This is a genomic window from Anaerococcus prevotii DSM 20548 (assembly GCF_000024105.1).
Taxonomy (GTDB): domain Bacteria; phylum Bacillota; class Clostridia; order Tissierellales; family Peptoniphilaceae; genus Anaerococcus; species Anaerococcus prevotii.
In genome coordinates, this window is sequence record NC_013171.1 from 1,782,837 (window position 1) to 1,809,513 (window position 26,677).

The following is a 26,677-nucleotide window of genomic DNA, read 5'->3' on the forward strand; positions in this document are numbered from 1 at the left end:
CTTACACCCACTCGTATCCTTCTTTTTCAATCTTATCCATTAGGCTATCGTCGCCTGTTTCTTGGATCTTGCCGTCTTTTAGGATGTGTACATAGTCAGCCTTGATATTTGAAAGTAACTCTCTGTGGTGAGTTATGATAACAACTGCATTATCCTCGCTTAAGAAGTCCTTGATTCCTTCGCTTACAATTCTTACAGCATCCACGTCAAGACCTGAATCTGTCTCATCTAGGAGGGCAAGTTTTGGATTAAGCATCTTCATTTGAAGAATCTCTGATTTCTTCCTTTCACCACCAGAAAATCCTACGTTTACATATCTTGTAGCATAATCATCGGAAAGTTTTAACTCTTTCATCTCTTTTGATAATTCCTTGTTAAAGGCAAGGATTGAAGGCTTCTTTCCTTCTCTTTGCTCTTTGGAAATTCTTAGAAAGTCATTAAGCTTTACTCCTGGAATCTCATCTGGGTGTTGGAAGCTCATGAAAATCCCACGTCTAGCTCTCTTATCTACAGATTCTTCTGTGATATCTTCTCCTTCAAAGAAAATCTTTCCTTCTGTAACTTCATAAACAGGGTTGGCCATAATTGTATTCATTAGGGTTGACTTACCGGAACCATTTGATCCCATTACAACGTGAACTTCTCCCTTGTTTATCTCTAAATCTATACCATCTAAAATCTTCTTATCTCCAACGGATACGTGAAGATCTTCTATCTTTAATAAATTAGTCATCTGCACCTCTTTTTATTTTTTCAAAAATCTATTTAAAGTATACTCTTTTGCTAGGGATTATACAACTATCCCTCTTATCAATTTACCCTAAAGAAAGGTAAAAATAAACATCTGAGAGGAATCTTTGTAGGCTTAGATAAATTTTCTAATTCCCGAAAGCAAAATAATTCTTGTAATATCTAAAATTAAAAACAAAAAAACGAGCTAAGCTAATAGTTCGTTTCATGTAAAAGTATTATTAATAATCTGTAAGCTTATTCTCAACTAAGTCAATGAGTGAACTTACAGCTTCTGTTTCTGATTCTCCATCTGCTCTAATAATTATCTCATCGCCTTTAGAAGCACTCATGCTAAGAACTGACATGATAGACTTTGCATTGTAACTCCTACCAGCTTTCTCTACTGTGATGTCACATGGGAACTTAACGGCTTGTCTGATAAAAATAGATGCTGGTCTAGCATGTAAACCTATTTCATTAGAAAGTGTTACTTTTTGTTCGTACATAGGTACCTCCTTTTCTTTAATAATCTACTTATATGTTACTAGATAATTAATAAAAATGCAAACGTTTTTTATATAGTGAGCTAAATCGTCTAGATTTAAACGAATGATGGGTTTTTTTACATAATTATTTAAAATAAAATTTACAAATTATAAAATTCTAAAAAAGTGGCCGAAAGTTTACTCTCTGCCACTCGATTTTATTCTTCTCTTTCAGAAAATTCTTTCAGTTTGCCCAAGGCTTGATTTTCAATTTGTCTGATTCTTTCTCTAGATAAGTCGTAGATTTTACCTATTTCTTCAAGGGTCTTAGGTTTTTCGTTATCTAGTCCATATCTAAATATTATGATTTGCTTTTCCCTATCTGTTAGTTGGTCTAGGGCCTTAAGGAGGAAGTTTTCCATGTCTTTTTCGAGTATTAGCATATCGACTGGAGTTGACTCATCTCCTACCATATCCATAAGCTCATCACCTGTCGAATCCTCACTGTCCAAGTTGATGTTAAGGGATGTGGAGTTTACTTGGTTTCTATTTATTAGGAAAAGGTCGTCTGCTTGTTTCTTATCGATTCCCTCCTTTTCCAAAATCCTATAAAGCTCCTCATCGCTTGCTTCTGGATTTGCTTTAAGAATTTGCTTAAGCTTATTAAGTTTTAGGTATTTACCGGCAGGTATTCTTATAGTGTGGCCTTCCTTGTTTATGGCCTTTCTTATGGCCTTATCGATCCACTTATAGGCATAGGTTGTAAACTTATAGCCTAGGGATAGGTCGAACTTTTCTGCCGCACGAATCATACCGAGCATACCTGATTGGACTAAGTCCTCTAGGTCTAGATCGTTTCCGTGAGATCTAAAGAAATATGAGGCCCTACTTCTAACAAGTCCTTGGTTTTTTTCTACAAGGGCTGCTAGGGCATTCTGATTTCCTATTTGGAATTGTTCCACTATTTGTTCATTAGTAAGGTCTGATAGCTCTATCATATCACGGCGGCTTATAGGCATGATGGAAGCTTTTGACACATTTGTCTTTCTTTCTTCAAAGTCATCATCTTCATCATCGTCATCCACTTCGTCTGATATAATATCCATTATCTCGTCTTTTTCTTCTTCTGTTAAACCTTCAAGAATTGAGATAATCTCCTCTTCGGTCAAGTCCTCTGAGTTGAGATACTCTTGTAATTTCTCTAGGGTTTTTTTATCTTTTAAATTTATTTTATCCATTTTATCACCCATTTGAATTTATTTACCTAAATTTATTTTCCAAATCTTCCTTTATTTTATCAATCACATCAGAAAGCTCATCTGATATAGGGAAAGTTTTGAAGTTTTGGTTGAAGTCTTCTTTCCTTTTTCTTTTAATCTTTCCTCTCATAGTTACAAGGTCTTGTCTTAACTCAAGGGCCGTAACCCTACTTGCTCCCTTGCTTGTCACCTGGGTTTGGATTGCCCCATCGTCAGTTACTACCTTGATATTGTGATGCCTATTAGCCCTTGCTAGTTCTCTTTCTATGTAGGTATCAGCAGTCTGAAACCTTTTGGTAAATACAATTTTCATCCCATATTTTTCTATAACAGTTTCTTTTACCCTGTCGAGATTGTAGGCATCAAAGACTATTACAAGTTCTTCTCCTGATAGGGACTTATATTCTGCCATCTCTTCTATGAGTTTATCCCTTGCATCCGCCAGGTCAATCCTACTGATTTCTTTAAGTTCACCCCATTTGTTTATGACATTGTAGCCATCAATAAAGGTGATGTTTTTCTTAGTTAAAGCCATTTTGTCTTAATAGCTCATACATAGAAATCGCCGCCGCTACAGAGGCATTTAAGCTATTAACTCTCCCAAGCATTGGTATATTTATAAGCATATCACAATTCTCCCTAACAAGTCTAGAGATTCCTTCACCCTCATTGCCTACAACAAGACCTACCTTACCTCTTAGGTCTGCATGACTTATATCAGAGTGGGCTTCTCCAGCAAGACCATAGATCCAAAATCCCTTATCCTTAAGGTCCTTTATGGTCCTAGTTAGATTGGTAACCCTTACTACCTTGATATTATTAATTGCTCCAGCACTGGTCTTATATACTGTAGAAGTTACAGAAGCTGATCTTCTTTCTGGAATTATAACTGCATCGAAGCCAAAGCTTTCTGCGCTCCTTATAATAGCGCCTAGGTTGTGAGGGTCTTCGATTTTATCTAGGATTATAAGCCTTGAAGAATCTGATAAGTCCTCCAAGCTAGAATACTTAAAAGATTCGACCTCAAGCATGACGCCCTGGTGGTTCATATCTATCTTATCAAAAAATCTCTTATCTACAAAGGATATTTCTATATTTTTTTGATTTAGTTTATCTATTATCTTATCTACCAGCTTGGAATTTTGCTTTAAGATATAGGCCTTGTAGACTTTAATGTCTGTATCTAGGGTGTCTAGAACCGGCTTTCTTCCATATATCTTATCCATTAGCTAATCTCCCACTTGACACCTTCTCTGGTATCTTTAATAGTAATTCCCATAGAAGAAAGCTCATCTCTTATCTTATCTGCTGTAGCAAAGTCCTTGGCCTTTTTAGCTTCGCTTCTTTTTGCTATTAGCTCTTCGATTTTTTCCTCATCTACATCAGCTTCTTTCTTCTTGGCAAGAAGGCCTAAGCTTTCGAAAAGCTCCTTGTAGAGCTTATAAGTTTTATCTACAAGATCTTTACTTGATGATGAATCAAGCTTTGTGTTTACAAACTTCGCTATATCAAATAAAACTGTTATAGCATCAGCTGTGTTTAAGTCATCATCCATCACTTCGATAAACTTATCCTTAAAGTCCTTAAGGTTATTTTCTAGATCTTTCTCTTCTTCTGATAGGTCCTTGTCCTCTGCCTTATCCAATAGCTCTTCTAGTCTAAAGTAAGCATTGGTTAGTCTTTGCAGAGATGCCTTGGCCTGCTCTATTATTTCTCTCGTGAAGTTGATTGGTTGTCTGTAATTTGTTGTAAGTAGCCAGAATCTAATAATAGATAGGTCGTATTCCTTCTTGATATCGTGAAGGGTAAAGAAGTTTCCCAAAGACTTGCTCATCTTTGTTCCGTCAACTTGGATCATCCCATTGTGCATCCAGTAATTGGCAAAGGTCTTTTCATTAAGGCCTTCTGATTGAGCGATTTCGTTTTCGTGATGAGGAAATTCCAAGTCTTCTCCGCCAGCGTGAATGTCTATAGTCTCTCCTAAGATTTTCTTACTCATGGTAGAGCATTCTATGTGCCAGCCAGGTCTTCCCTCTCCCCATGGAGATTTCCAGCTTATTTCGCCTTCTTTTTTGGTTTTCTTCCACAAGGCAAAATCTACTGGGGATTTTTTCTTAGATCCATCAGCAGTATCTAGTCTATTGCTTGCTCCGTGGATTAGATCTTCTATGTTTTTTCCTGAAAGCTTACCGTAATCATCTGCCTTTGATACGTCGAAGTAGACATCTCCTTCTGATTCATAGGCCATACCCTTATCGACTAGGCCTTTTACGAAGCTAATGATATCATCCATAACCTCGGTTGCCCTAGGGTGGATGGTATCATCTTCATCTATATTTAAGTCTTTGGCATCTTCCATGTAGGCAGCTATATATTTGTCTGTAACTTCCTTGGTGGTGATTCCTTCAGCGATAGATTTGTTGATTATCTTATCATCTACGTCTGTGAAGTTTACCACGTATTTTACATCGTATCCCTTAAACTGCATGTAGCGTCTGAAAGTATCAAATACAACTAGTGGCCTAGCATTTCCAATGTGCATATAATCATAAACAGTTGGCCCACAGACATACATCCTTATTTTATTTTCTTCTATCGGGATAAATTCTTCTTTTTGTCTTGTAAGCGTGTTATGAATTTTCATTAAAAGTTTTCCTTTACGTAATTTAATCTTTCTTTGATTTTTTCCTTGCCCATGATTACGAAGGCATTAGATAGTTCTGGTCCGTGAACTGAGCCTGTTATGGCAGCTCTTACTGGGAACCATAGGTTCTTGCCCTTGATTCCTGTTTCTTTTTGGATTTTCTTCATTATAGTTGATGCGAACTCTTCGTCGATTTCATCTATTTCTTCAAGGTGATTTAGGAAGGAGTCGATTAGTTTTTTGGCATCATCTGTCTTAATTGCCTCAACTGCTTCCTCATCCCAAGTCATATCCTTATCAGCTAGGAAATAGTTCTTTGATAACTCTGGTGCATCTGAGAACTTATCGATTGCTGATTGCCAAGTTGCTGCTAAGAGTTTTAATTTATCTTCTGGGTAAGATTCGTCTATTAGGCCAGATTTTACCATGTATGGTTTGATTTTTTCTGTAAGCTCATCTACTGATAGGTCTCTTACATAGTGGCCGTTAACCCAGTCAAGTTTTCTCTTATCAAAAACTGCTCCGGTCTTGTTTACTCTATCAAAGTCGAATTGTTCAGCCAATTGTTTCATAGTAAATATTTCTTCTTCGCTATCTGGTGACCATCCGAGTAGGGCTAGGAAGTTGATAAGTCCTTCTGGCATGTAGCCTTCTTCGATGAAGTCTTCTACCATACCATCTCCGTTTCTCTTTGAGTATTTCTTATGGTCCTTGTTAAGAACGGTTGGTAGGTGGATGTATTCTGGTGCCTTCCAGCCAAAGGCTTCGTAAAGGTAAACGTGTTTTGGAGTTGAAGAAACCCACTCATCTCCACGAACTACGTGGGTGATTCCCATCAAGTGATCATCTACTACTACAGCGAAGTGATAGGTTGGGAAGCCGTCTCTTTTGATAAGGACTTGGTCGTCTTGATCGTCTGTATTGAAGGTGATCTTTCCCTTTATCTTATCGTTAAAAGTAATGTCTCTGTTTACTGGAAGTTTTAGTCTAACTGTGTGAGGCTCCCCTGCTGCAACTCTCTTTTTAGCTTCTTCTAGAGGAATTGACCTGCAGAGTCCGTCATATTTTGGTGTAAGTCCGTCAGCTCTTTGTTGGTCACGTACCTTGTCGATTCTTTCTTGTGAACAGAAGCAATAGTAAGCCTTGCCTTCTTCTATAAGTTGGTCGATATATTTATCATAGATACCTTCTTCAACCCTTTCAGATTGGATATATGGACCACAGTCACCCTTTTGGGTAACTTCTCCATTTTCATCTAGCATTACTCCCTCGTCGATTTCAATGCCAGACCATTTAAGAGCCTTTAGGAGGTTTTCCAAAGCTCCTTCTACAAATCTAGTCCTATCTGTATCTTCAATTCTTAAAAGCATATCCCCACCAGTATGTCTTGCGTATAGGTAGTTGAACAAAGCAGTTCTAAGACCTCCTATATGCAAATATCCTGTTGGTGATGGTGCAAATCTTACACGTACGTTTTCCATTTAATTCTCCTTCATTTTAATTAATTACAAAATATATATTCTTTTACTATTATATAATAAATCTTAAAAATTTTTAAGTAAAAATAATAAAATAGATAAGGAAGGGAGTGAAAATCCACCCCCTTCAAACTAATATATTTTATTATATCAAGATATACTATATAAAGCAAGAATGTCAAGCAAAATCACTTAATTTTTCTAAAAATTTCTCCAAATTAAACTTATCCCTTAAGCCTAAAGTTCTCATCGTAGAAAAGAGCTACTGTAGGTATTATTAGTCCTCCGACAATATTTCCCAAGAGCACTATCAAAAACACACTTATAATGCGAGGATTTATCTTTCCTACTAGGAAAAAGTAAAAACTGTCTGCTATTGAATGCTCAAATCCTGATAAGACAAAGGTCATAATAGATATAAATATAGCCAAATACTTACCTACTTGGTAGGAATTGTACTTAAATTGATGAGTAGCATTTGTGACAAACATATTACAAAAAATCGCTAAGATAAATAGGCTTAATAAATTGTCCGATGTTTTTATTGCAACTGACTTTTCTGCAAGATGGATTAAATTCTCGCCATACCTTGTTAGGCTAATCATTTTAGCTACTGTAAAAGTCCCCAAGAGATTTCCCAAAAGTACCTTTGCGAGCTTAAATCTATAGGGTCTTCTTTCCTTATAAAAGTAATATCCTACCATACCAGTAAAGAGATAATACTCTAGACTTAAGATAATAAAAAGAGCTCCAGCAAAGAGGAAAGACCCTAGGGCCTTTGAAGGAATACTTAGTTTTACTATCCCTCCAAGGCCAACTATAACTCCTGCCATAAAGCCATATACATAGTCTTTGTATTTCATATTTTAATTTCTACTTATACATGTCAAGCTTTGCTAGAAGCTCGTCGATTTGATCGATTATTGACCCTATAAATTCTATGGCTTCCTCAAGAGGCCTTGTAGTAGTCATATCTACTCCAGCTTCCTTGGCAAGGTCGATTGGTCCTTTTGATCCACCCATCTTTAAGACATCTATCCATCTTTTCCTATCTTCGTCTGTACCATTTACAATCTTATCTGAAATTATTGTTCCGATAGTAAGGCCTGCTGAGTAGGTGTAAGGGTAAAGTCCCATATAATAGTGAGGTTGCCTCATCCAAGTTAGCTCGCTTCCCTCATCAAGTTTTACAGAATCTCCCCAGAATTTCTCTAGATTTTCCTTAAAGATTCTATTAAAGTCAGAAGATGAAAGGCTCTCTCCTTTTTCTACTGCACGATAAACATCTCTTTGGAAACTTGCTTCTAGGAAGTGGGTAACGAAATTGTGATAATAAGTCTTTCCAATCATTGTAGAAAGTACCCACAATTTCTCCCTATCGTCCTCTGCCTTGTTTAGGAGATATCTTTCCATAGTTATCTCGTTGGCTGTTGATGGAGATTCTACAAAATACATGCTCATACCAGAAAGCAGAGCCTCTTGATTATCGTTTGAGTAAATCCCCTGGCAGGCATGGCCTAACTCGTGGGCTAGGGTCATAACTTGGCTCATGGAATTGTTGTAGGTCGTCATTATAAATGGATGGGACTTATAAGGACTTGCACAAAAGGCTCCTGTTCTCTTGCCTGTGTTTTGGGCATAGTCAATCCACCTATCAGAAAAGGCCTTATCAAGATATGATACATATTCCTCTCCTAGGGGAGAAAGTCCGTCTAGGATGTATTCACGAGCCTTGTCTATATCAACTTCAAGTTCATAATCCGGGTCTATTGCAAGCTTTAGGTCTGCGTAGGTCATCTCATCTAGACCGTAGTGTTTCTTGATGATTTCTGCGTACTTTCTCATATGAGGAGCAAGTTTTTCCATGATTGTGTCTAATTGATTTTCGTAAATATCGAAATCGACATCTTGACGGGCCAAGAGATAATGGAAAACTGATTCATAGCCACGAATGTCAGATAGTCTTTTCTCATTTGTCACTTGGGTATTATAAACTGAAGCATCTGCGTTTTGGTATTTTCTAAGAACGTCGTGGTATCTCTTAAAGGATTCACGTCTTAAATCTGTCCTTGGATCCGTTTCTAAGAATTCTTCGAATGTGTTGTGGTTTAGGACGATCTCTTCTCCCTCATATTCGAAGTTTTCAAAGTCCATATCTCCATAACGCATGTCGTTGTAATTAGTATATGGGGCATCGAAAGTAGGCTCGAGACTTGCAAGGACAGCTTCTGTCTCATCTGATAGCATGTGGGCTTGTTTGTCTTCTATTCTTTCTATAAAGTAGGCAAAATCCTTATTCTTTTCAACTACTTGGCTTAGGATATTCTTATCGAGTCTTGAAAGAGCTGGCTCGTAGAAAGATAGGTCAGAAAATACCTTAGAAAGCTCATTGCCAAGCCTTGCATATCTTTTGGCCATATGATCATCTGTAGTATCAACTTCCATAGAAATTCCCGCAAAGGTTCCTAGCTTATCTACTATAGCAATAATTTCTGAATACTCTCTCAAGGATTTTGATACTTCTTCTACTGTTTCTATATCCTTAAATTCCTTAGAAAATTCGCTTGCCTTAGCCTTTAGCTCTCCTATTTCTTCGTAGAAGGCATCATCGTCGGCATACATATCCTCGATCTTCCAAGTTTCTTTTACATCAACTTCACTTCTTTTTTTCATCTATATCTCCTTTTTACTTCATTACAATTATTCTACCCAAAATGATAGTATCTATCATCTACAATATTATTTAATTACAATAGAAGTATAATAGGAAAAAAAGGAGGAGCAATGAATAAGAGAATAGAAAACTTCGCTAAACTTGCCGTAGAATTCGGCGTAAATGTACAAAAAGGAGAAGACGTCCTAATCACATCCCCTGTCGAAAGCCCTGAGCTTTGCCGCCTTATCGCAAAGGCCGCCTACGAAAAGGGAGCAAGAAATGTGGCAATCGACTGGAAAGATGACACAATAACAAGACTAACTTACGAATACCAAGACCAGGATACCCTAAACGAAGTTCCTGACTGGAAGATAGAAAAGCTAGATTATCAAATAGCTCAAAAGAAATCAAACAGGATTTCAATCTACGCAGAAGACCCAGACCTACTAAAGGGACTTGATAGCGAAAAAATTTCTGAAGCTATCAGAGAAAACAGCAAGAAAACCAAGGAATATGTAAAATACACCATGAATGATATCCTATCTTGGCTAGTAATTTCTGTCCCAACCAAAAAATGGGCCAAGAAAGTCTTCCCAGACTTATCCGAAGAAAAAGCCTACGACAAATTATGGGAAACAATCCTAGATGTATCAAGAGTCTCTGAATCATGGGATGAGACAAAGGCTAACTGGACAAATCACATCAACACCCTAGATGAGAAGGCTAAATTCTTAAATGACCATCAATTCGACAAGGTCCACTACAAATCAAGTAATGGAACAGACCTTTGGGTCAAACTTCCTAAAAATCATATTTGGATGTCTGCAGGATCAAAAAATGAGAAAAACGATAGATTTATCCCAAATATGCCAACAGAAGAAGTCTTTACATCACCTCAATATGATGGAGTAGATGGTAAACTTGTAGCTAGCAAGCCTCTAGTCTATAACGGAGTTGTAATTAATGATTTCGAATTTGAATTTAAAGATGGAAAAGTAGTATCTTTTTCTGCCAAAGAAGGAGAAGACACCCTAAGAAAGATGCTAGATAGCGATGAAGGAAGCAAGTACCTAGGAGAAATCGCCCTAGTCCCTTACGATTCCCCAATATCAAATTCCAACATCCTCTTCTACAACACCCTCTTTGACGAAAACGCCTCCTGCCACTTCGCCCTAGGTAAAGCCTACCCAACAACAGTCGAAGGAGGAAGCGATCTAGATGATAGCAAGGTAAAAGAAATCGGCCTAAACGATTCCCTAATCCACGAGGACTTCATGGTAGGAACAAGCGATTTGGAGATTACTGGCTACAAGAATGAAGAAGAATTTAAAATATTTGAAAAAGGCAACTGGGCCTTCTAGAAAAAATATAATATATTTTGCCTGTCGATTGTATCGATAGGCCTTTTTTTGTCCACTTATCTTAGGAAAGCGACCTTTTATCAGAAAACAAGTGAATCCTTAAAGCAGATAATCTATAATAGTCTTAGGAGGTAGGAATGAAGGTTGAAATAATCATAGATGAATCGATAGAAGAAACCAATGTCAAGATTTATTCCAATAAGTATTCTAAAGAAGTTGAAAATATAAGGGATGCCCTAAGTGAAACTTTCCTTGATAAGATAGTGGCTTTTCAGTCTAAGGAAGTATTTATCCTATCCTTTGATGAGATAATAAGAATATATGCACAGGATAAAAGTGTATATATCAAAACGAAAGATAATACCTACACTACTAGGCTTACTATCTATGAATTTGAATCAAAGGCTGACAGAAGAAATTTCATCAGAATCTCTAGATCTGAAATCGTAAACCTCGACTATGTAAAAAGACTTGACCTCTCTTTTACAGGAACAATTGCGGTTGAACTTGCTAACGGAGATGTCAGCTATGTTTCTAGGAGAAAACTTAAAGAGTTTAAGAAGGCCTTGGGCCTTTAGGGGGAGAATATGAAAAATATCAAAAATTTACTAATACAATTTCTAGTAGGCGTTGGAATTGGAGGAATAATAGAAGCATTAGCATCCCTATATCTAGGCTTTGATTTTATAGGATATCCCGAATTTTTAGCTAGAGTAAATCCAGGTACGGGAAGAATAATTCAAGTTTTAATCTACGGTGGCTTTGGCCTAATCCCAGAACTTAGTTCAATTATATTAAAGTTAAGAGAAGAATATAGCAGAAGAAAACAAATAATTCACTTCTTAATCCTTATTTCCTACTTTATATTTGCAGGAATCTATTTAAGATGGTTTGAAGCATCCAAAATCCTAATATATCCAATAGGTGTTTTTGTAATAATCTATATTATAATAGGGATAATTTACTACATCCATGACAAAAAAACTATTGATGCGGTAAATAAGAAACTATCCAAATAAAGACTAGCTCAGGAAACCGAGCTTGTTTTAAAATTAGAATACAGTATCTTATCCTTATCTAAACTTAGGAAAAATAATAAGCTCCTTTAATAGATAAAGTTTGCAATTTATCTCAGGTAATTTAAATTAGAATTTTGCTGAAAAAGGAAGGATAATAAGATGAAAAATAATAAATTGAAAATCTTGATACTTATAATTCTGGGATTTTTAGCTGTATTTTCCATATCCAAGAAAAATACACAGAAAAATAAATCTTACAAGATAAAGGAAATATACAAATCTCAGAGGGCCTTTGGTGATGATTATTTCGATATCTATGAAATTATAATTACTGACAAGAATATAATTAAAGGAAAAAGCATAGATGATGATTACTACAAAAAATCAAAAGGCCTTAAGCAAATTATGAAGACTAGTAAGGAAGAAATAGATGACTATGACGATATTCTTCATTCAATAGAGCTTCTGGAGAAAAACCCTAGTACTATCTACAAATATCAGGAAGATTTCGACAAAAAAGGTCATAAGAGCCTCTTTATTATAAATTACGACTTAAATAAGGGCTATATACTCGACCTTCAGATTTAAAATTTTAAGCTAAGACTACTAGCCTTCTTATCCTTGTAAGACATACTGATTCGCCTCTTATATCGCAAGTTTTTACACTTTAATATGACTATAATATAGTGAAAAAAGATAAAAGTAATATTATTGAAGATGAAAGGATGAATAATGAAGAAAAAGTACTACCTTGTATTAATAGGTCTAATAATCATAGGCGTTTTATTAAAGATAAGACCTAATAAGGAAGGACCGAGTCTTCCCAAGGCAGATGATGTAAGAAGCCTTAGCCTTATCAAAATTGCAAATGATAGAGGAGTTGAAAAACGGACAATTAATGAAAATAATGATATAGAAAATTTTCTACAATTGTTAGAAAACTCTAAACGAACAAAGAAAGAAAGCGTATCAGATTTTCCTAATAAAGACGAGTTTATCCTAGTAAGTATCGAAATGTCAGAAGGCGGATACATAATAAATACCATCCATGAAGAAGATAAAAAACTTTATTTCGAACAAGCCTATGTGGGAATTTACGAGCTTTCTTATAAGGATATTTCTTCCTTCCTAAAATCCACCGTAAAAGAAGAGGATAAGGAAAATATTTCAGAAGATCTAGAAGATATCTTGGATGATGATTTCTAAGTTTATAGATTAGGTATTTTAGATTTCAATAATAAGTCCTTTCCCTGTAAGTAAGATAAAAGGCTCCTGTTAGCAATTGACAGAAGCCTTCTTTTTTATTTATTTTGCTGCTATAATTCCTATAATAGAAGAAATAGCTAAAAATATTGGTGCTAGTATCCCTACATCTGTGTAAAAGGCGAGGCCTGATAGGACTACTAGCATTATAAAGTTGGTAAGAACTATAGCCATGTAGCCCTTGTAACCTTTTTTGTAATAACGGGCTTTGGTCATCTCATCAGATTCTTCTATAAACTTCTTATTAAACTTAAAATCAAGAGTGTCAGCTTTCCTATTTGGCTCGATTTCCTGGATTAGCCTGTAGTTCTTGTTAAGAATTTGGGAGCTTAAATATAAAAATACAAAAATTCCCAGAAGAACGGCGATTAATTGTAGAACGTTATTATTATTATTGACTCCACCATCTAAGTTTGTCGCAAGCATTAGGATAGTAAAATTCATAAAGGTTAATACAATACCAATATCTCTAGCAAGCAAACTATAATTTGTATATTTCGTTTCAATTAAGCCGTCTGATTCTAGCCCATTATTAACTAATTTATAACTTTTTTTATAAAATATATAAGAGACAACAAGGCTTAATCCTATACTTATAAAAACTAAGTAAAAAGCATACTCAAGGAAAAAACTTCTTATATTAATATCTAAACCATTTAATAAATCTTCAGTTAAAAAAGATCTAAGAATTATTCCCAACGAAATTCCTATAATCATAATTTTTAAAAATTTTTTCTTATTCATTAATCTCCTCCAAAATAAAAATATCTTCGACTTTTACTTCAAACACCCTAGCAAGACTTAGGGCAACCACAATAGATGGGTTGTAGTCTCCTCTTTCTATTAGAGAGATGGTCTGTCTAGAAACTCCAACCTTCTCTCCAAGCTCTGTCTGATTCATACCTTTTTCCTTCCTCAAACTAGAAAGGTTATTAACTAATCTCAATAAATCCTCCTTTCTTTTGACAATTATTGTTGTCATTATTATATCTTTGACAACTATCTTTGTCAATAGCTGGCATAAAAAAACCAGAGCAAGGGCCCTGGCTGTGTGTTTTTAACCCCTATAAGCTTCCTCGTCTACATAAATATAAACATTAGGATGGAGGGATAAGAATCCTGCTGGAAGATCTGTCGATATATTTTTATCTTCTATAAGTCTTTTAACAGCTTCATGTTTTTTCTTCCCATTTGCAAGAAGTATTATGGTCTTGGCATTAAATATATCTGCCATTCCCATTGATATAGCATATCTTGGAACATCGGATTCATTTTCAAAAAATCTAGAGTTTGCTTCGATTGTGGATTCTGTAAGCTTTACTATAGATGTTCTCTTGCTTAGCATAGCTCCTGGTTCATTAAAGGCGATGTGGCCATTTTCTCCAATTCCTAGAATTTGTATATCTCTTTGGCCGAAGTCATCTAAGATTTTGTCGTATTCTTTGGCGTATTTTTCATCTACTTCACTTGCCTTTGGGATGATATTCGCTCCCTCGTTGAAGGATACATGGTCAAAGAAGTTCTTTCTCATGAAATAATTATAGGATTGTTCATTATCCGGATCAATTCCAACATACTCGTCGAGATTTACTGATTTAGCATATCTGAAACTAATTTCACCCTCGTCATTTGCCTTAACTAGGTTTTCGTAGAGTCCTATTGGTGAGGATCCTGTCGCAAGTCCTAGTTTTATTTGTGGCTTGTATTTGATATTGTTTATAACAAGGTCAGCTGCTTTTTTGCTCATATCATCATAATCTTTACATACTATAACTTTCATTTTTTCTCCTTATCTTCTAATATCTTCTGTTTTCTTCAATTATACATTTTCTTAGTAAATGTCGCTATTTTAGACAGAAAAAAACCAGGAGCTTAGCCCCTGGTCTTGGATATGTTATTAATAGTTGAAGCTTGCGATTTCGAACCATTCTTGTTTGTGTGCACATGCTGGACAAATCTTTGGTGCTACTTTTCCTTCGTAAAGGAATCCGCAGTTACCGCATTTCCAGATAACTTTTTCGTCTTTTTCGAATACTTTTCCGTTTTCTACATTGTCGTGTAGTTTTTGGTATCTGTCTCTGTGAGCCCCTTCAGCTTTAGCAACATTTCTGAATGCTCTTGCGATTTCGTCGAATCCTTCTTCTTCTGCAACGTCTGCAAATGATGGATACATATGTTCACATTCTTCGTTTTCTCCGTCGATTGCACCTTGTAGGTTTGTAAGTGTATCGTGGAATACTACTGGGAATGCTGTGTATTCTGGGTTAAGTTCGATAGCATCAAGTTTGAACTCTTCTTTTAGGAATTTGTAGAATCTTGCTGCGTGCTCTACTTCGTTTCTTGCTGTTTCTTCAAATATAGCAGATATTTGTTTGTAACCTTCTTTGTCAGCTACTTTAGCTGCATATCTATATCTCATTGTTGCTTGGCTTTCACCTGCAAATGATGTGATAAGGTTAGATGCTGTTTTTGTTCCTTTTAATGTCATATGTAATCTCCTTTTTCTTTTTCTCTTCAACTTCTATTCATATTATAATCTTTATTTTTGCACTTGTCAAGAATCATTCTAAAGTTTTTCTCATTCTAAATATGATATATATAATCATTATCAACTACATATTTAATTCTTATTTCTTCCCTTATTATAGCGATCTTTGTCCAAGATAGTTTTTAAAATATGATTTAAGGAAAACTTTATATTTTCTTATAGTTATTATATAGATAATTTTTTTGCAATGCATAATTATTTGATAATGGAAAATAGCATTATCGGGTATAATACACTTAGAAAGACAGGAGGAGAATATGAAATTAGATTTTAATAATGTAAACTTAGAAAAGATTAATAGCTATGAAGAAAAAGCCATGACCGCCTTCGATACCCTCATGGGAAAAACTGGCGAGGGCAATGACTTCTTGGGCTGGATTGACAGACCAGTCGATTATGACAAGGAAGAGTTCGAAAGAATCAAGAAGGCTGCTGAAAGAATAAGAGAAAACTCTGATATTTTAGTATCCATAGGAATCGGTGGATCTTATTTAGGAATCAAGGCAGTAGATGTGGCTTGCGATTCTTATTTCGGATCTGATAGAAAAGTTAAGCTAATCTATGCAGGAAATCAAATCTCAGGCCAATACTTAAATGAACTTCTAGCCTACCTAAAGGATAAGGACTATTGTCTAAATGTAATCTCAAAATCAGGTACAACAACAGAGCCTGCTATTGCTTTTAGATTCTTAAGAGAAGCAATAGAAGAAAAATATGGCAAGGAAGAAGCAAGAAAGAGAATTTTTGCAACAACTGATAGCAAAAAAGGAGCTTTAAAAGAGCTTGCTGATGCAGAAGGCTATGAGACATTTGTAGTTCCTGATGATATAGGTGGAAGATTTTCTGTAATATCTGCTGTAGGTCTCCTACCACTTGCTGCATGTGGCATAGATATAGATAAGTTTATGGAAGGCTTCGCTGAGGGTAGAGACCTCTACAAAGAAAAGTCCTTTGACAATCCTGCTATAAAATACGCCGCTATTAGAAATATGCTTAACGAAGATGGCAAGGGCCTCGAAGTTCTTGTAAACTACGAGGCAAAACTTAAATATATAGCTGAATGGTGGAAGCAACTTTTCGCTGAAAGCGAAGGAAAAGATGGTAAGGGAATCTTCCCAGTATCTGTTAACAACACAACAGACCTTCACTCAGTTGGGCAAATGATCCAAGATGGTAAGAGAAACTTATTCGAAACTGTAATAGAGGTTAAAAATCCTGTAAGTGACCTTACAATCAAGGAAGATGAGGACAATCTAGACGGATTAAATTATCTCGCTGGAAAGACAATGAGCTTTGTAAACAAACAAGCCATGGAAGGAACAACAATAGCCCACGTTAAGGGAGATGTTCCAAATATCAGAATTGAAATGGATGACGTTAATGAAAAAGAAATCGCCAAACTCTTCTACTTCTTCGAAATAGCTGTAGGAGTTTCAGGCTACATGCTAGGGGTAAATCCATTCAACCAACCAGGAGTTGAAGAATACAAGACACAAATGTTCAAACTTCTTGGAAAACCAGGATACGAAAATAAATAAAAACAAATATAGAATTTAAAAGGGGGCTGTTGCAGAATGAATAAATCGTACCATTATCGTTAGAAGAACCTCCACGGAAAGTCTCATTAAGCCGACGGGCTAATCGCCTCCCTGAGCCGGAAGGCGCCGATCGGCCCACCGGCCATGGGAGGTAAAATTTCCTAAGAGAACCTTCTAACGATGGTACGATGATTATTCATAATTTTGCAACAGCCCCTTTTCTATCTTATTAAACTGACTTTTCTCGCCTTCTTATATAGTAAATACAAGGCAAGTGTCTCAACTATTGTAACTACAAGACTTGCTTCTATGCCGAAGCCTCCCCCACTTATCCATTTATTTCCTACAGATTCGCTTAAAAAAATCGTGTTTTTGCTTGTAATTATCCCACTTACATTTATTCCAAAAAAGTTAGCTTGGAGGAAATTCCACACGCTGTGGGCAGCGGCTGATATATATATACTATCTCCTATATAAAAAAGCATAGAAAATACAAGTCCCATCAAAAATATATTGACAAAGGCTAGGAGGTTAAAATAAGAATTGCCCAAATGAAGGATAGAAAATATCAGACTGTTGGCAATAATACCTACCTTGGGATCTCTAACCGCTCCTAGATAATTCATTAGTACTGACCTTGTGATAAATTCTTCCTCAAATCCTTGGAAGATCCAGCCTATCATAAATAAAAGATAAATCTTAAAATCTACTTTATATATATTTGTACGAATTTTAAATCCAGACAATAGATAAGAAAAAAGGAAGGATACACCAATCATCCCACTTCCTATAAGAAGACCTTTGAGATAAGATTTACCCTTCTTATCATCTACAAGGCCAAGCGATGCGGGAGTTCTCTTTTGATAATATTTAACAAATATATATACGCTAAGGCTTACCAGTAAAGTAGACCAAAGATTAAAAATCATGGCATACTCGTGATTCTCTCCCAACTTTCTTATAAGAAAATCTCCCTTGCCTATAAGATTAGATACCAATCTAATTAGGATATGAGAAAAAGACATAGCTAAAATCATCAGGATAAATAAATGAATTGTGAATGCCAGAGAATTTCTCTCCTTCATCACCCTCTTACATTCTTTGATTGATTCGTTTGCGTAAAACATATATCCTCCTAGTTTGCGTAATCTAGGGCCCCTCCCAATATTGCATTTACAAAGGGTCTTGACTCATAAATCTTCTTTGAAAACATCTTATCTCTTATAAAAATACTAACTCTAGCCTTCTTTTTAGGATTATCTTCCCTTGACAAGGCCTTAATATAATCCTCGTGACTTGATCCTGCTTCTAGGCTATTGTAGACATCTATATAGTTGACATTTTCTATCTCAAGGCTTAATTCTTTACCGCCTTCTACCTTTTTTTCTTCTATATAAGTTATGGATAAGTTCTTAAAGGCTGCCTCATAGAATTCCTTCTCTTCCTTCTCATCCTTGGAGTAGGATTTCTTTAGGGCATCCATAATTACATCCATCCTGTCCATATTTTTGTCAAAATAGGCTTCGTCATAGCTTTTGATAGCTGTTTCTATATCGCTTGCTATTTTCTTATTCGAAGATGTAAGCTTTCTTACAGCAAATATTAGGGCGAATAATATTACAAGGATAAATCCTATGCGGAGGATTCTTTCCCTTCTACGTTTCTTGATTCGCTTTTTTCGCCTTAGTTCTTCTCTTCTTATATTTCTCGATTCTCTACCATCCACAGATGGCCTTCTTTGTCTATTCATATCTGCTCCTATATTGAGTATTATATCATTTTATTAGTAATTTTTCTTATTTGTGATATGATTTAAGTATGAAAAAAATAAATTTAGCCAGCCTTTTGGGGCTTATCCTACTCATTATTAGTTTTTTTACCCCAATTGCAGCTCCTTCAATAAAATTAAATACGGAAATTATCTATAGGATAGTAAACACTTATCTTATAGCCTACATCGCCTATATGATTTCTTTTATGGATACAGGAAGGGTCGGTCTCTTATTCCTCCCTTTAGTCTTCCATCTTTTGATTAATTTCTTTCTCATAAAGGGTTTTAAGCTAAGTTTAAATAAATCCATCTTAGACGACTTCTATCAAATTCTAAGAAGACTTTATGACCTTATAAGTCTTGTGGGTATATTTTTCTTAGTGGAATTTTTAATTAATAGGATTTTCGGCAGTAATTTTTCAACCATACTCGGTATCATTAGCCTTGCTTTATTCTATTACTATGATTATAGCAAAATTCTAATAGGCTTTCCAAATTTAAAAGACATTTTCTTATATTTTGCTGTCTTTGTAATGGGCCTTAGGATCAGAAGAGCGGATAAGATAAATCCCCTCCTCTATATACTCGCTCTAGGAATATTAATCTTGGAAATCTTCCTTAGCAATAAATATAAGCTAGGCTACGGATATTTCTTATCTTTTGTCCTAATAATTTATCTCATGCTAAAAGGCTTTTGCGAGGCTAGTGAAGTATCCTTCGAGAAATTTATGATTTTTGTCTATATTTATATGTATCCGACAATCTTTATAGGCCTAAGACTTGTTTTGGGAGAAAACATCCTAGTTACAAGCCTCTTGGCTACACTTATAAGTCTATTCATCGGTCAAGTACTTTTTAAATTAAATATAAGACCTATAAATATTTTATTGATAGGCATATAAAAACCAGCGTCTCTGGGAAAGAGAGCTGGTCTTTTTATAATACGTCTATTTTGTTTTTGATATCTCTTTTTAAGAAATACACACACATGATTGTGTTAAGTCCTTCAGATATAAGGAAGGACCACCATACTAGATCTATATTTCCTGTTAGAGAAAATAGGTAGAAGGTTGGTAGGAGGATAAAGACTTGTCTTAGGAAAGATTGAAGGATTGCTGATTGCCAATTCCCCAAGGCTTGGAAGACTCCTACAGATATTATAGAAACTGAAGCTACTATATAAGATAGGGAGACTATCCTGATCATTGGAACTCCGATTTCTCTCATGGTTTCTGTCGCATTGAAGAGGTCAAAGATTTGATTTGGCAAAATCCACAAAGATACAGTAGCAATTCCGACAAGGACCATACCCGATATGAGGGCAAGCTTGATTGACCTACGAATCCTAGCCACATGCCTTGCCCCATAGTTAAAGGAAATGATTGAAACCATAGCATTAGAAATTCCTATTATTGGAAGGAAGGCAAAGGATTGAAGCTTAAACATTACCCCATAGGCTGCGATTGCTGATTGGCCAAAGGCTCTGAGCATGGCATTTAGGATAAAAATAACCACAGAAGATATGGCGCTCATTACTATAGAAGGAAGGCCTATCCAAAATATTTGTTTTAATATATCCCCATGAAGTCTAAAATGTTTGAAATCTACTTCTATATCTGTATTCTTTGTCTTATTTATAATAAGACCTATAATAGATCCTCCGATTTGTCCAATCACAGTAGCTAGGGCTGCTCCTTTTACTTCCATTCTTGGAAAGCCAAATAGGCCAAAGATAAAGATTGGATCTAGGATTAGGTTGATTAGGGCTCCTGATACTTGGACAATCATGGTATAAAAGGTAAGAGAAGTCGCTTGGAGGAGCTTTTCACAAAGGACTTGGAAGAACAAACCAAAACCAAATATAGTAATAATCCACAAGTAATCCCTGGTATAGGCTACGATTTCAGGAGACGCTGCTTGTGAATCGGCAAAAAAATCAGTAAAAAATATACCGAATAAGGCAAAGGCAATAGCCCCAACGACAGATAAGACAACCCCGTGCATGGCGACAGATCCTACTCTTTTCTTATCATCCATACCCAAATATCTACTCAAGAGGGCGCTTGCTCCTACTGAAATTCCTATAGCGAAGGCAAGCATGATGTTTTGTACTGGGAAGGCTAGGGATACTGCCGTAAGGGCTTCTTCCGAAATTCTAGCAACAAATATCGAATCCACTACATTGTAAATTGATTGAACAAGCATAGAAATTACCATAGGTATACTCATCTTTATAAGAAGACTTCCAACAGGCATGGTTCCCATGATATTTTCTTTCTTGCTTATAGTTTTGTCCATATAATCTCCTTTCTTTTTTCTTGATAAAATTTTTGGCAATATAAGAGATACCGGATAAACCGATATCTCCTTAGTCAAATAATTCTTTTTCTTGTCTTTTTATAGACTCATTTACTTTTAGTTTTCTAAGCATATTATCATCATAATCGCTTATGACGTGAATTGCCGAGTTTTCTTCTCGACCTTTCCTATTAAACTCCTCTTTGAGTTCTTTTTCCACATTTTCATAGGCTTTTTTAGTAGAAATCGCCTGGAGCCTGAAAGGCCTTTGAGTCTTCTTAGCCTCAGTTTTGCCAAAAATCAAATCATTTATAGCAAGCTCGATTAGGTTCACCCCAGCTAGAGTTGAGTAATAAAAGGTCCTGCCTTGTCTTATATTCATCTCTAGGACAAAGATCTCGCCAGTTTTTGAATCTTTCTTAAAATCTAGATTAAATAGTCCGTGGTAGTCAAGAGAGTTCACGATTTTTTCTGCCAAATCATACATAACGTCCTCATCACTATCTACTTGGACTAGGTGGTTTCCCACCCACATTGGCCTTAAATCTGATAGGAGGTTTCTTGCAAGAACAAAGGAAATCTTCCCATCACTCGCCCTATAGCCATTTAGGGAATACTCACTTCCCTGGCCTCCATTTATGAATTGCTGGCAGATAAAATCTCCCCTAAAGTCACTATCGTAGACCTTTCTTAGGACTTCCTTAGCCTCATCTTTATTTCTTACATGATAGCCCTTTTGGATGTTTTCGCATGATGAATCGAGAAGAGCATCGTAGTCGTCTGCCTTTAGGAAAATTTCCCCATCAAAATCAAGCCCATCTATATTATCCTTATTAGCTATATAAGTCTTAGGATAAGGAAGGTCGATTTTTTCTAAATAAGAGTAAAATTCTGATTTCTTCAAGAGCTTTTCTGCCCACTCAAGGTCTGGATAAGGAATGTGGTAGGAAAAGTTAAAGTTTTTCTCATTTCTTAGGAGAGTATCTATGTATCTTTCTGTCGGAGCAAAAAATACAAAGTCTTCTTCCTCTCTTTTTTCTATAACTTCATTGATAAAATTTGAAAAAATCTCGTCGTCTGATGAAAATCCCTTGGTGGTGTAGACATCAGCAATCTTTGATTTATAAAAAGGAACGAGGACAGCCGCCCCTATGACAATAGGCTTTTTGCCAAAGGCCTCATAAAAGCTTCTTGCCACAGAGTAGCTGTTGTGATCTGTTCCTAAGATTATCGCATTGAAGGTCATCTTAGAATATATTTTCCATGCTTCTTGAATCTCTTTCTTTAGAGATTTTTTCTATAAATTCATCTACTGAAACGTCAGCTGTCTCTTCTCCGTCCCTATTTCTTACAGTAAGTTTGCCAGAAGTTTCTTCCTTTTCTCCTACTACAAGCATGTAGTTTGTTCTCATTAGTTGAGCTTGACGAATCTTGTATCCTACTCCCTCACTTCTGTAGTCAATATTTACTCTAAATCCTGCTTCTTTGATTTTTTCTTTTAGATCTTCACAGTAGTCGATAAACTTGTCAGATACTGGGATTATTTCAACTTGTTGTGGGTTGAGCCATAGTGGGAATCTTCCTGCAAAGTGCTCTGTTAGAACTCCGATAAATCTTTCGATTGATCCAAGTAGGGCACGGTGAAGCATAACTGGTCTTTGTTTTTCACCATTTTCGTCTATATAAGTTAGGTCAAAGTTTTGTGGTAGTTGGAAGTCAAGTTGGATAGTACCACATTGCCATTCTCTCTTAGCAGCATCTAGGAGGTGGAAGTCGATCTTTGGACCGTAGAAAGCACCGTCTCCTGGGTTGATTTCATATTCGATTCCACGTTCTTCTAGGGCTTTCTTAAGTTGGTCTTCAGCAAAGTCCCAATCCTTGATATCTCCCATGAAGTCATCTGGTCTTGTTGATAGCTCGATTGTGTATTTGAAACCAAATGTTGAATAGAGGAGGTCTGCTAGGTCAATCATCCTATAAACTTCTTCCTTGATTTGGCTTGGAAGACAATATACGTGAGCATCGTCTTGGGTAAATGTTCTTACTCTGAAAAGTCCGTGTAAGGTTCCTGAAAGCTCGTGTCTGTGAACTTGACCGTACTCAGCAAGTCTAATAGGAAGGTCTCTATAAGAGTGTTGGTTAGAAGCATAAGTCAAAACAGAACCTGGGCAGTTCATTGGCTTAATAGCGTAAGCTTCACCGTCAATTTTTGTGAAGTACATGTTTTCCTTGTAGTGGTCCCAGTGACCTGATCTATGCCATAGGTCTTCATTTAGGATAAGTGGAGTCTTGATTTCTCCGTATCCATTTTCATTTAGGACATCTGTCCACCAACCTAATAGCTCGTTCATTAGGATCATTCCATTTGGATGGAAGAATGGGAAGCCTGGTCCTTCTTCGTGGAAGGTGAAAAGATTCATCTCACGACCAATCTTTCTATGGTCTCTCTTTTCGATTTCTTTTTGAAGTTCTTCGTATTCTTCTAATTGCTTAGCCTTCTCGAAGGAAATTCCGTAGATTCTTTGAAGCATTTGTCTATCAGAATCTCCTCTCCAATAAGCACCGGCAATTGTCTTAAGCTTAACAGCCTTGATAGCTTTGGTTGATAGAAGGTGAGGTCCCCTGCAAAGGTCTGTGAAGGCATCTCCCATCTTATATAGAGTAATCTTTTCATCTTCTGGAAGATCTTCTATAAGCTCAACCTTGTAGTCTTGACCTTCTTCCTTAAATTTCTCCAAAGCTTCAGCCCTAGAAATTTCAACTCTTTCAAGCTTAAGATCACGTTTTGCAATCTCTAGCATTTTCTTTTCGATTTTTTCTAGATCTTCTGGAGTAAATCTGTGCTCAAGGTCCATATCATAATAGAAACCATCATCAATAGCTGGTCCTATAGCAAATTTTGTTTCTGGATACATTTCCTTAATAGCAGCAGCCATCACGTGAGAAGAAGTATGCCAGAAAATTTCCTTTCCTTCCTTATCTTCAAACTTAACAACTCTAAAGTCACTATCTTCTTCTATAGGTTCAGCAAAGCCTTTGATTTCTCCATTTACTACAGCTCCTACTGCAGCTCTAAAAAGTCCCATGGAGATATCCTTTGTAACATCTCCAACGAGAACTCCGCTTTCATATTCCTTAACTGATCCGTCAGGTAATTTAATCTTAATCATAATCTCTCCTTAAAATAAAAAATAGACGTACGCCCCAGCCAGTTGGCTATAGGACGATACGTCTTTCGTTCGTGGTTCCACCTAATTTTAAACTCATTAGAAGGCTTATCGCGCCCAAACGTCTCACATTACATGAGAAACTCCAGGGTGGTACTTGTGTTTTTGTGCTGAAACTTCTCAACAACTGTTTCTTTCTGTAAGCATGTGATAAAACAAAGCTCCCTGTCTAAGTCAAATATTAATTATAAAGTTATGTTACCCTATAAATTGATATTTTCAAATATTTCTTCTGTTTTACACTAAAGAAAAACAAACTATAATTGACCAATCCTTTTCCCTAACTTATAATTATATCAAAAGAAAAAGTAAAGGAAGATTTATGAAAAACGCAGTAATATTAACAGGCCACGGGCAAATCGCCTCTGGCATATATTCAAGTGTCAAAATGATTGCAGGAGAATTTGAAAATATTAGAATATGTGAATTTAAAGAAGGAGAAAACTACGAAAAGCTAGACGAAAAGTTAGAGAAAGCCTACGAGGACCTAAAAGCTTACGACAATATAGTAGTCCTCGCAGACATAGGAGGAGGAACCCCCTTTAACAGGGCTGTCTTGTCCCTAAGCAAATACGATAAGATTAGCTTTGTCTCAGGAGTTAACTTCGAAATGCTCTACTACGCCCTAACAAGCGAAATAGCTGATTTAGACCTTTATATAAAAGATATAATTGACCACGCCAAGGCCTCTGTATTTAGATTTGAATAGAAGTGGTAGTATCCATATAGCCACTAAAGACCTTGTAAATGTTTTATTATTATCTTTCGATTTTACTCTTTAGGCAAAATAAAATATCAAATACTTCTAAAACACCTTAGTATCACTTGCATATGATTAGTTTTATTCCTGAGACAAAAAAGCTCTTGACAAATTGCAAACCTTTGCTTATAATTTAGATAAAGGTAACTACCATATTTAAGGAGGAAAATATGAAGAAGTTAAAAACAACTTTATTAGCAGCACTCGCAATTTTTGCATTTACAGCTTGTGGCGCTAAGGAAAACGACGGAGCCAAAAAGGAAGAAGCTGCTCCAGCTAATGAGCAGACAGAGCAAAAGACGACAGCAAAGAAGAAGATTCATCTGCGGATAATTCTGACAAGAAGTTTGCTGGAAAGACCCTAACCCTCGCAGGACTTGACGGCGGTTACGGAACTGAAGGCTGGAAAAAGGTAATTGCAAGCTTCGAAGAGATGACAGGAGCTAAAGTAGAAGCTAAATTCGAAAAGAATATCCACGAAGTTATAAGACCAGAAATCCAAGCAGGAAACGCTCCTGATGTAATCTACAACAACATCGGCCAAGAATCAGGTCTTACTGAAACAATGATTAAGGAAAATATGTTGATGGATATAACAGATGTCCTAGACATGACAGTTCCTGGAGAAGATAAAAAAGTTTCTGAAAAAATTATCCCTGGATTTACAGATACAGCAGTAACAAATCCTTATGGGGATGGAAAAACTTATCTTGCTCCACTCTTCTATTCACCAACAGGTCTTTGGTATAACAAGGCTATGTTTAAAGAAGGTGGCGGAAAATACGAACTTCCTAAGACAATGGATGAGTTCATAGCTCTTGGTGAAGAAGCTAAGAAAGACGGCATTTCCCTATTTACTTATCCAACAACAGGATATTTCGATACATTCTCATTTGCAATGTTCTATAGCATTGGTGGATCTGAATTATTCGACAAACTAGTAAACTATGACCCAGAAGCTTGGAAGAATGAAGCAACTCCATACTTTGAAACTGTTGGAGAAATCCTAAAATATCTAAATCCAAACACAGTTGCTCAAGCAAACAACGAATCATTCACCCAAAACCAACTTCAAGTAATGAAAAACGAAAGCTTATTCATGCCTAATGGTACATGGATTGTTGAAGAAATGAAAGATGCTCAAGGTGTAGCAGATAATTTCGAATGGGGTTTAATGGCTCTACCTTCAATGAACGAAGGCAAAAGATATGCTTATTCTTGGTTTGAACAAATCTTTATTACAGAATCTACTAAAGAAGCTGACCTTGCCAAAGAATTTATAGCTTACCTATACTCTGATGAAGCAAGCAAACTCTTCCTAGAAAATGGTGGAGCTGTTCAACCAATCAACGGCATCGAAGATATGATTACTGATGAAAATCAAAAATTATTCTACTCAATCTATGAAGATGATGTAACTGCAGCCCTAGGTGGTTGGGGACAAGCTCCAGCAGTTGAGGGTGTAGATATGACAAAAGAGTTATTCGATGCAATAAACTCAGTTGCAAATGGCGATAAATCTGTAGAAGACTGGCAAAAAGACGTTGTCTCTGCAGCAAAAAAAATATCAGAAGCTGTAAAAGCTCAAAAATAGTTAGAAATCAAGGGCGGGCTTTCCCGCCTTTCTTTTTATAAGGA

The 26,677-nt window shown here is 36.1% G+C and carries 27 protein-coding genes and 1 pseudogene; 10 read left to right on the top strand and 18 right to left on the bottom strand.

What is annotated here, in order from left to right; genetic code table 11:
* Window position 1: 1 nt before the first annotated feature.
* The 9 genes from sufC to pepF all read right to left on the bottom strand — a co-directional run bounded on the left by sufC (window position 2) and on the right by pepF (window position 9,271).
* Window positions 2–733: a Fe-S cluster assembly ATPase SufC gene (sufC, locus tag APRE_RS08395; protein ID WP_015778557.1), complete on the bottom strand. Its 732-nt coding sequence runs from the start codon at window positions 731–733 to the stop codon at window positions 2–4.
* A gap of 238 nt (window positions 734–971) precedes the next feature.
* A complete protein-coding gene (locus APRE_RS08400; protein WP_015778558.1) occupies window positions 972–1,238 on the bottom strand; it encodes an HPr family phosphocarrier protein in 267 nt (88 codons plus the stop codon).
* Window positions 1,239–1,435: 197 nt separating this feature from the next.
* Entirely contained in the window at window positions 1,436–2,467 is a 1,032-nt protein-coding gene (locus APRE_RS08405) for a sigma-70 family RNA polymerase sigma factor (protein WP_015778559.1), read from the bottom strand.
* A gap of 10 nt (window positions 2,468–2,477) precedes the next feature.
* Window positions 2,478–3,011: a YacP-like NYN domain-containing protein gene (locus APRE_RS08410; protein WP_015778560.1), complete on the bottom strand. Its 534-nt coding sequence runs from the start codon at window positions 3,009–3,011 to the stop codon at window positions 2,478–2,480.
* Window positions 2,998–3,702, bottom strand: coding sequence for a 23S rRNA (guanosine(2251)-2'-O)-methyltransferase RlmB (gene rlmB, locus APRE_RS08415; protein ID WP_015778561.1), 705 nt, complete (start codon window positions 3,700–3,702; stop codon window positions 2,998–3,000). The genes APRE_RS08410 and rlmB overlap by 14 nt, the downstream gene beginning before the upstream one ends.
* A complete protein-coding gene (gene cysS, locus APRE_RS08420; RefSeq protein ID WP_015778562.1) occupies window positions 3,702–5,120 on the bottom strand; it encodes a cysteine--tRNA ligase in 1,419 nt (472 codons plus the stop codon). Before cysS ends, rlmB begins: the two co-directional genes overlap by 1 nt.
* On the bottom strand, window positions 5,120–6,601 hold the full coding sequence (gltX, locus tag APRE_RS08425) for a glutamate--tRNA ligase (RefSeq protein ID WP_015778563.1): 1,482 nt from the start codon (window positions 6,599–6,601) through the stop codon (window positions 5,120–5,122). The genes cysS and gltX overlap by 1 nt, the downstream gene beginning before the upstream one ends.
* Before the next feature lie 221 nt (window positions 6,602–6,822).
* Window positions 6,823–7,461, bottom strand: a complete 639-nt coding sequence (locus APRE_RS08430; RefSeq protein ID WP_015778564.1) for a formate/nitrite transporter family protein — start codon at window positions 7,459–7,461, stop codon at window positions 6,823–6,825.
* A 10-nt stretch (window positions 7,462–7,471) separates the two neighbouring features.
* Window positions 7,472–9,271 (bottom strand): oligoendopeptidase F, encoded by a 1,800-nt coding sequence (gene pepF, locus APRE_RS08435; RefSeq protein WP_015778565.1) that lies wholly within the window; start codon window positions 9,269–9,271, stop codon window positions 7,472–7,474.
* Between the two features lie 111 nt (window positions 9,272–9,382).
* Here pepF and APRE_RS08440 point away from each other — a divergent pair, with 111 nt between their 5' ends.
* The 5 genes from APRE_RS08440 to APRE_RS08460 all read left to right on the top strand — a co-directional run bounded on the left by APRE_RS08440 (window position 9,383) and on the right by APRE_RS08460 (window position 12,840).
* Complete coding sequence (locus APRE_RS08440) at window positions 9,383–10,615, top strand: aminopeptidase (protein WP_015778566.1); 1,233 nt, start codon at window positions 9,383–9,385, stop codon at window positions 10,613–10,615.
* Window positions 10,616–10,752: 137 nt separating this feature from the next.
* Window positions 10,753–11,193 carry a LytTR family DNA-binding domain-containing protein gene (locus APRE_RS08445; RefSeq protein ID WP_015778567.1) on the top strand — a complete coding sequence of 147 codons (441 nt, stop codon included), beginning with the start codon at window positions 10,753–10,755 and terminating at the stop codon, window positions 11,191–11,193.
* A 9-nt stretch (window positions 11,194–11,202) separates the two neighbouring features.
* Window positions 11,203–11,634, top strand: coding sequence for a DUF3021 family protein (locus tag APRE_RS08450; RefSeq protein ID WP_015778568.1), 432 nt, complete (start codon window positions 11,203–11,205; stop codon window positions 11,632–11,634).
* A 159-nt stretch (window positions 11,635–11,793) separates the two neighbouring features.
* Window positions 11,794–12,222 (top strand): hypothetical protein, encoded by a 429-nt coding sequence (locus tag APRE_RS08455; protein ID WP_015778569.1) that lies wholly within the window; start codon window positions 11,794–11,796, stop codon window positions 12,220–12,222.
* 144 nt (window positions 12,223–12,366) lie between these two features.
* Entirely contained in the window at window positions 12,367–12,840 is a 474-nt protein-coding gene (locus tag APRE_RS08460; protein ID WP_015778570.1) for a DUF5301 domain-containing protein, read from the top strand.
* Window positions 12,841–12,939: 99 nt separating this feature from the next.
* Here the strand turns inward: APRE_RS08460 and APRE_RS08465 are convergent, their stop codons facing one another.
* From APRE_RS08465 to rbr, 4 genes are all read right to left on the bottom strand, one after another.
* Entirely contained in the window at window positions 12,940–13,641 is a 702-nt protein-coding gene (locus APRE_RS08465; RefSeq protein WP_015778571.1) for a DUF3169 family protein, read from the bottom strand.
* On the bottom strand, window positions 13,634–13,843 hold the full coding sequence (locus APRE_RS09950; protein ID WP_049756238.1) for a helix-turn-helix domain-containing protein: 210 nt from the start codon (window positions 13,841–13,843) through the stop codon (window positions 13,634–13,636). The genes APRE_RS08465 and APRE_RS09950 overlap by 8 nt, the downstream gene beginning before the upstream one ends.
* Before the next feature lie 111 nt (window positions 13,844–13,954).
* Window positions 13,955–14,677, bottom strand: a complete 723-nt coding sequence (gene nagB, locus APRE_RS08475) for a glucosamine-6-phosphate deaminase (protein WP_015778573.1) — start codon at window positions 14,675–14,677, stop codon at window positions 13,955–13,957.
* A 117-nt stretch (window positions 14,678–14,794) separates the two neighbouring features.
* On the bottom strand, window positions 14,795–15,385 hold the full coding sequence (gene rbr, locus APRE_RS08480) for a rubrerythrin (protein WP_015778574.1): 591 nt from the start codon (window positions 15,383–15,385) through the stop codon (window positions 14,795–14,797).
* Window positions 15,386–15,702: 317 nt separating this feature from the next.
* Here rbr and APRE_RS08485 point away from each other — a divergent pair, with 317 nt between their 5' ends.
* A complete protein-coding gene (locus APRE_RS08485) occupies window positions 15,703–16,983 on the top strand; it encodes a glucose-6-phosphate isomerase (RefSeq protein ID WP_015778575.1) in 1,281 nt (426 codons plus the stop codon).
* A 221-nt stretch (window positions 16,984–17,204) separates the two neighbouring features.
* On the opposite strand, the gene APRE_RS08490 is transcribed toward APRE_RS08485, so the two are convergent.
* Both APRE_RS08490 and APRE_RS08495 read right to left on the bottom strand, forming a co-directional pair.
* Window positions 17,205–18,110, bottom strand: a complete 906-nt coding sequence (locus tag APRE_RS08490) for a CPBP family intramembrane glutamic endopeptidase (protein WP_015778576.1) — start codon at window positions 18,108–18,110, stop codon at window positions 17,205–17,207.
* A gap of 8 nt (window positions 18,111–18,118) precedes the next feature.
* Window positions 18,119–18,733, bottom strand: a complete 615-nt coding sequence (locus APRE_RS08495; protein ID WP_015778577.1) for a hypothetical protein — start codon at window positions 18,731–18,733, stop codon at window positions 18,119–18,121.
* 68 nt (window positions 18,734–18,801) lie between these two features.
* On the opposite strand from APRE_RS08495, the gene APRE_RS08500 reads away from it, so the two are divergent.
* On the top strand, window positions 18,802–19,656 hold the full coding sequence (locus tag APRE_RS08500) for a hypothetical protein (RefSeq protein WP_015778578.1): 855 nt from the start codon (window positions 18,802–18,804) through the stop codon (window positions 19,654–19,656).
* 34 nt (window positions 19,657–19,690) lie between these two features.
* Here APRE_RS08500 and APRE_RS08505 read toward each other — a convergent pair whose 3' ends face one another.
* From APRE_RS08505 to thrS, 3 genes are all read right to left on the bottom strand, one after another.
* Entirely contained in the window at window positions 19,691–21,052 is a 1,362-nt protein-coding gene (locus APRE_RS08505; protein ID WP_015778579.1) for an MATE family efflux transporter, read from the bottom strand.
* Window positions 21,053–21,122: 70 nt separating this feature from the next.
* On the bottom strand, window positions 21,123–22,298 hold the full coding sequence (locus APRE_RS08510; RefSeq protein ID WP_015778580.1) for a carboxylate--amine ligase: 1,176 nt from the start codon (window positions 22,296–22,298) through the stop codon (window positions 21,123–21,125).
* Window position 22,299: 1 nt separating this feature from the next.
* Complete coding sequence (gene thrS, locus APRE_RS08515) at window positions 22,300–24,222, bottom strand: threonine--tRNA ligase (protein WP_015778581.1); 1,923 nt, start codon at window positions 24,220–24,222, stop codon at window positions 22,300–22,302.
* Between the two features lie 379 nt (window positions 24,223–24,601).
* Between thrS and APRE_RS08520 the strand changes: the two genes are divergently transcribed.
* The 3 genes and pseudogenes from APRE_RS08520 to APRE_RS08530 form a co-directional block, all read left to right on the top strand.
* On the top strand, window positions 24,602–24,988 hold the full coding sequence (locus APRE_RS08520; protein WP_015778582.1) for a PTS sugar transporter subunit IIA: 387 nt from the start codon (window positions 24,602–24,604) through the stop codon (window positions 24,986–24,988).
* 221 nt (window positions 24,989–25,209) lie between these two features.
* Window positions 25,210–25,404, top strand: a complete 195-nt coding sequence (locus tag APRE_RS09955; RefSeq protein ID WP_041449716.1) for a hypothetical protein — start codon at window positions 25,210–25,212, stop codon at window positions 25,402–25,404.
* A gap of 23 nt (window positions 25,405–25,427) precedes the next feature.
* Window positions 25,428–26,633 (top strand): annotated as a pseudogene (locus tag APRE_RS08530) (carbohydrate ABC transporter substrate-binding protein); the annotation flags it as partial.
* Window positions 26,634–26,677 lie beyond the last annotated feature (44 nt).

Coding starts and splice junctions, on each gene's coding strand:
- cysS (WP_015778562.1), bottom strand. CDS start 5,120: ATGAAAATTCATAACACGCTTACAAGACAAAAAGAAGAATTTATCCCG.
- APRE_RS08445 (WP_015778567.1), top strand. CDS start 10,753: ATGAAGGTTGAAATAATCATAGATGAATCGATAGAAGAAACCAATGTC.
- APRE_RS08430 (WP_015778564.1), bottom strand. CDS start 7,461: ATGAAATACAAAGACTATGTATATGGCTTTATGGCAGGAGTTATAGTT.
- pepF (WP_015778565.1), bottom strand. CDS start 9,271: ATGAAAAAAAGAAGTGAAGTTGATGTAAAAGAAACTTGGAAGATCGAG.
- APRE_RS08520 (WP_015778582.1), top strand. CDS start 24,602: ATGAAAAACGCAGTAATATTAACAGGCCACGGGCAAATCGCCTCTGGC.
- rbr (WP_015778574.1), bottom strand. CDS start 15,385: ATGACATTAAAAGGAACAAAAACAGCATCTAACCTTATCACATCATTT.
- APRE_RS08460 (WP_015778570.1), top strand. CDS start 12,367: ATGAAGAAAAAGTACTACCTTGTATTAATAGGTCTAATAATCATAGGC.
- APRE_RS08410 (WP_015778560.1), bottom strand. CDS start 3,011: ATGGCTTTAACTAAGAAAAACATCACCTTTATTGATGGCTACAATGTC.
- APRE_RS08510 (WP_015778580.1), bottom strand. CDS start 22,298: ATGACCTTCAATGCGATAATCTTAGGAACAGATCACAACAGCTACTCT.
- APRE_RS08500 (WP_015778578.1), top strand. CDS start 18,802: ATGAAAAAAATAAATTTAGCCAGCCTTTTGGGGCTTATCCTACTCATT.
- sufC (WP_015778557.1), bottom strand. CDS start 733: ATGACTAATTTATTAAAGATAGAAGATCTTCACGTATCCGTTGGAGAT.
- APRE_RS08490 (WP_015778576.1), bottom strand. CDS start 18,110: ATGTTTTACGCAAACGAATCAATCAAAGAATGTAAGAGGGTGATGAAG.
- APRE_RS08485 (WP_015778575.1), top strand. CDS start 15,703: ATGAAATTAGATTTTAATAATGTAAACTTAGAAAAGATTAATAGCTAT.
- gltX (WP_015778563.1), bottom strand. CDS start 6,601: ATGGAAAACGTACGTGTAAGATTTGCACCATCACCAACAGGATATTTG.
- APRE_RS08505 (WP_015778579.1), bottom strand. CDS start 21,052: ATGGACAAAACTATAAGCAAGAAAGAAAATATCATGGGAACCATGCCT.
- APRE_RS08405 (WP_015778559.1), bottom strand. CDS start 2,467: ATGGGTGATAAAATGGATAAAATAAATTTAAAAGATAAAAAAACCCTA.
- APRE_RS09955 (WP_041449716.1), top strand. CDS start 25,210: ATGAAGAAGTTAAAAACAACTTTATTAGCAGCACTCGCAATTTTTGCA.
- APRE_RS08400 (WP_015778558.1), bottom strand. CDS start 1,238: ATGTACGAACAAAAAGTAACACTTTCTAATGAAATAGGTTTACATGCT.
- nagB (WP_015778573.1), bottom strand. CDS start 14,677: ATGAAAGTTATAGTATGTAAAGATTATGATGATATGAGCAAAAAAGCA.
- rlmB (WP_015778561.1), bottom strand. CDS start 3,702: ATGGATAAGATATATGGAAGAAAGCCGGTTCTAGACACCCTAGATACA.
- APRE_RS08450 (WP_015778568.1), top strand. CDS start 11,203: ATGAAAAATATCAAAAATTTACTAATACAATTTCTAGTAGGCGTTGGA.
- APRE_RS08495 (WP_015778577.1), bottom strand. CDS start 18,733: ATGAATAGACAAAGAAGGCCATCTGTGGATGGTAGAGAATCGAGAAAT.
- APRE_RS08465 (WP_015778571.1), bottom strand. CDS start 13,641: ATGAATAAGAAAAAATTTTTAAAAATTATGATTATAGGAATTTCGTTG.
- thrS (WP_015778581.1), bottom strand. CDS start 24,222: ATGATTAAGATTAAATTACCTGACGGATCAGTTAAGGAATATGAAAGC.
- APRE_RS08440 (WP_015778566.1), top strand. CDS start 9,383: ATGAATAAGAGAATAGAAAACTTCGCTAAACTTGCCGTAGAATTCGGC.
- APRE_RS08455 (WP_015778569.1), top strand. CDS start 11,794: ATGAAAAATAATAAATTGAAAATCTTGATACTTATAATTCTGGGATTT.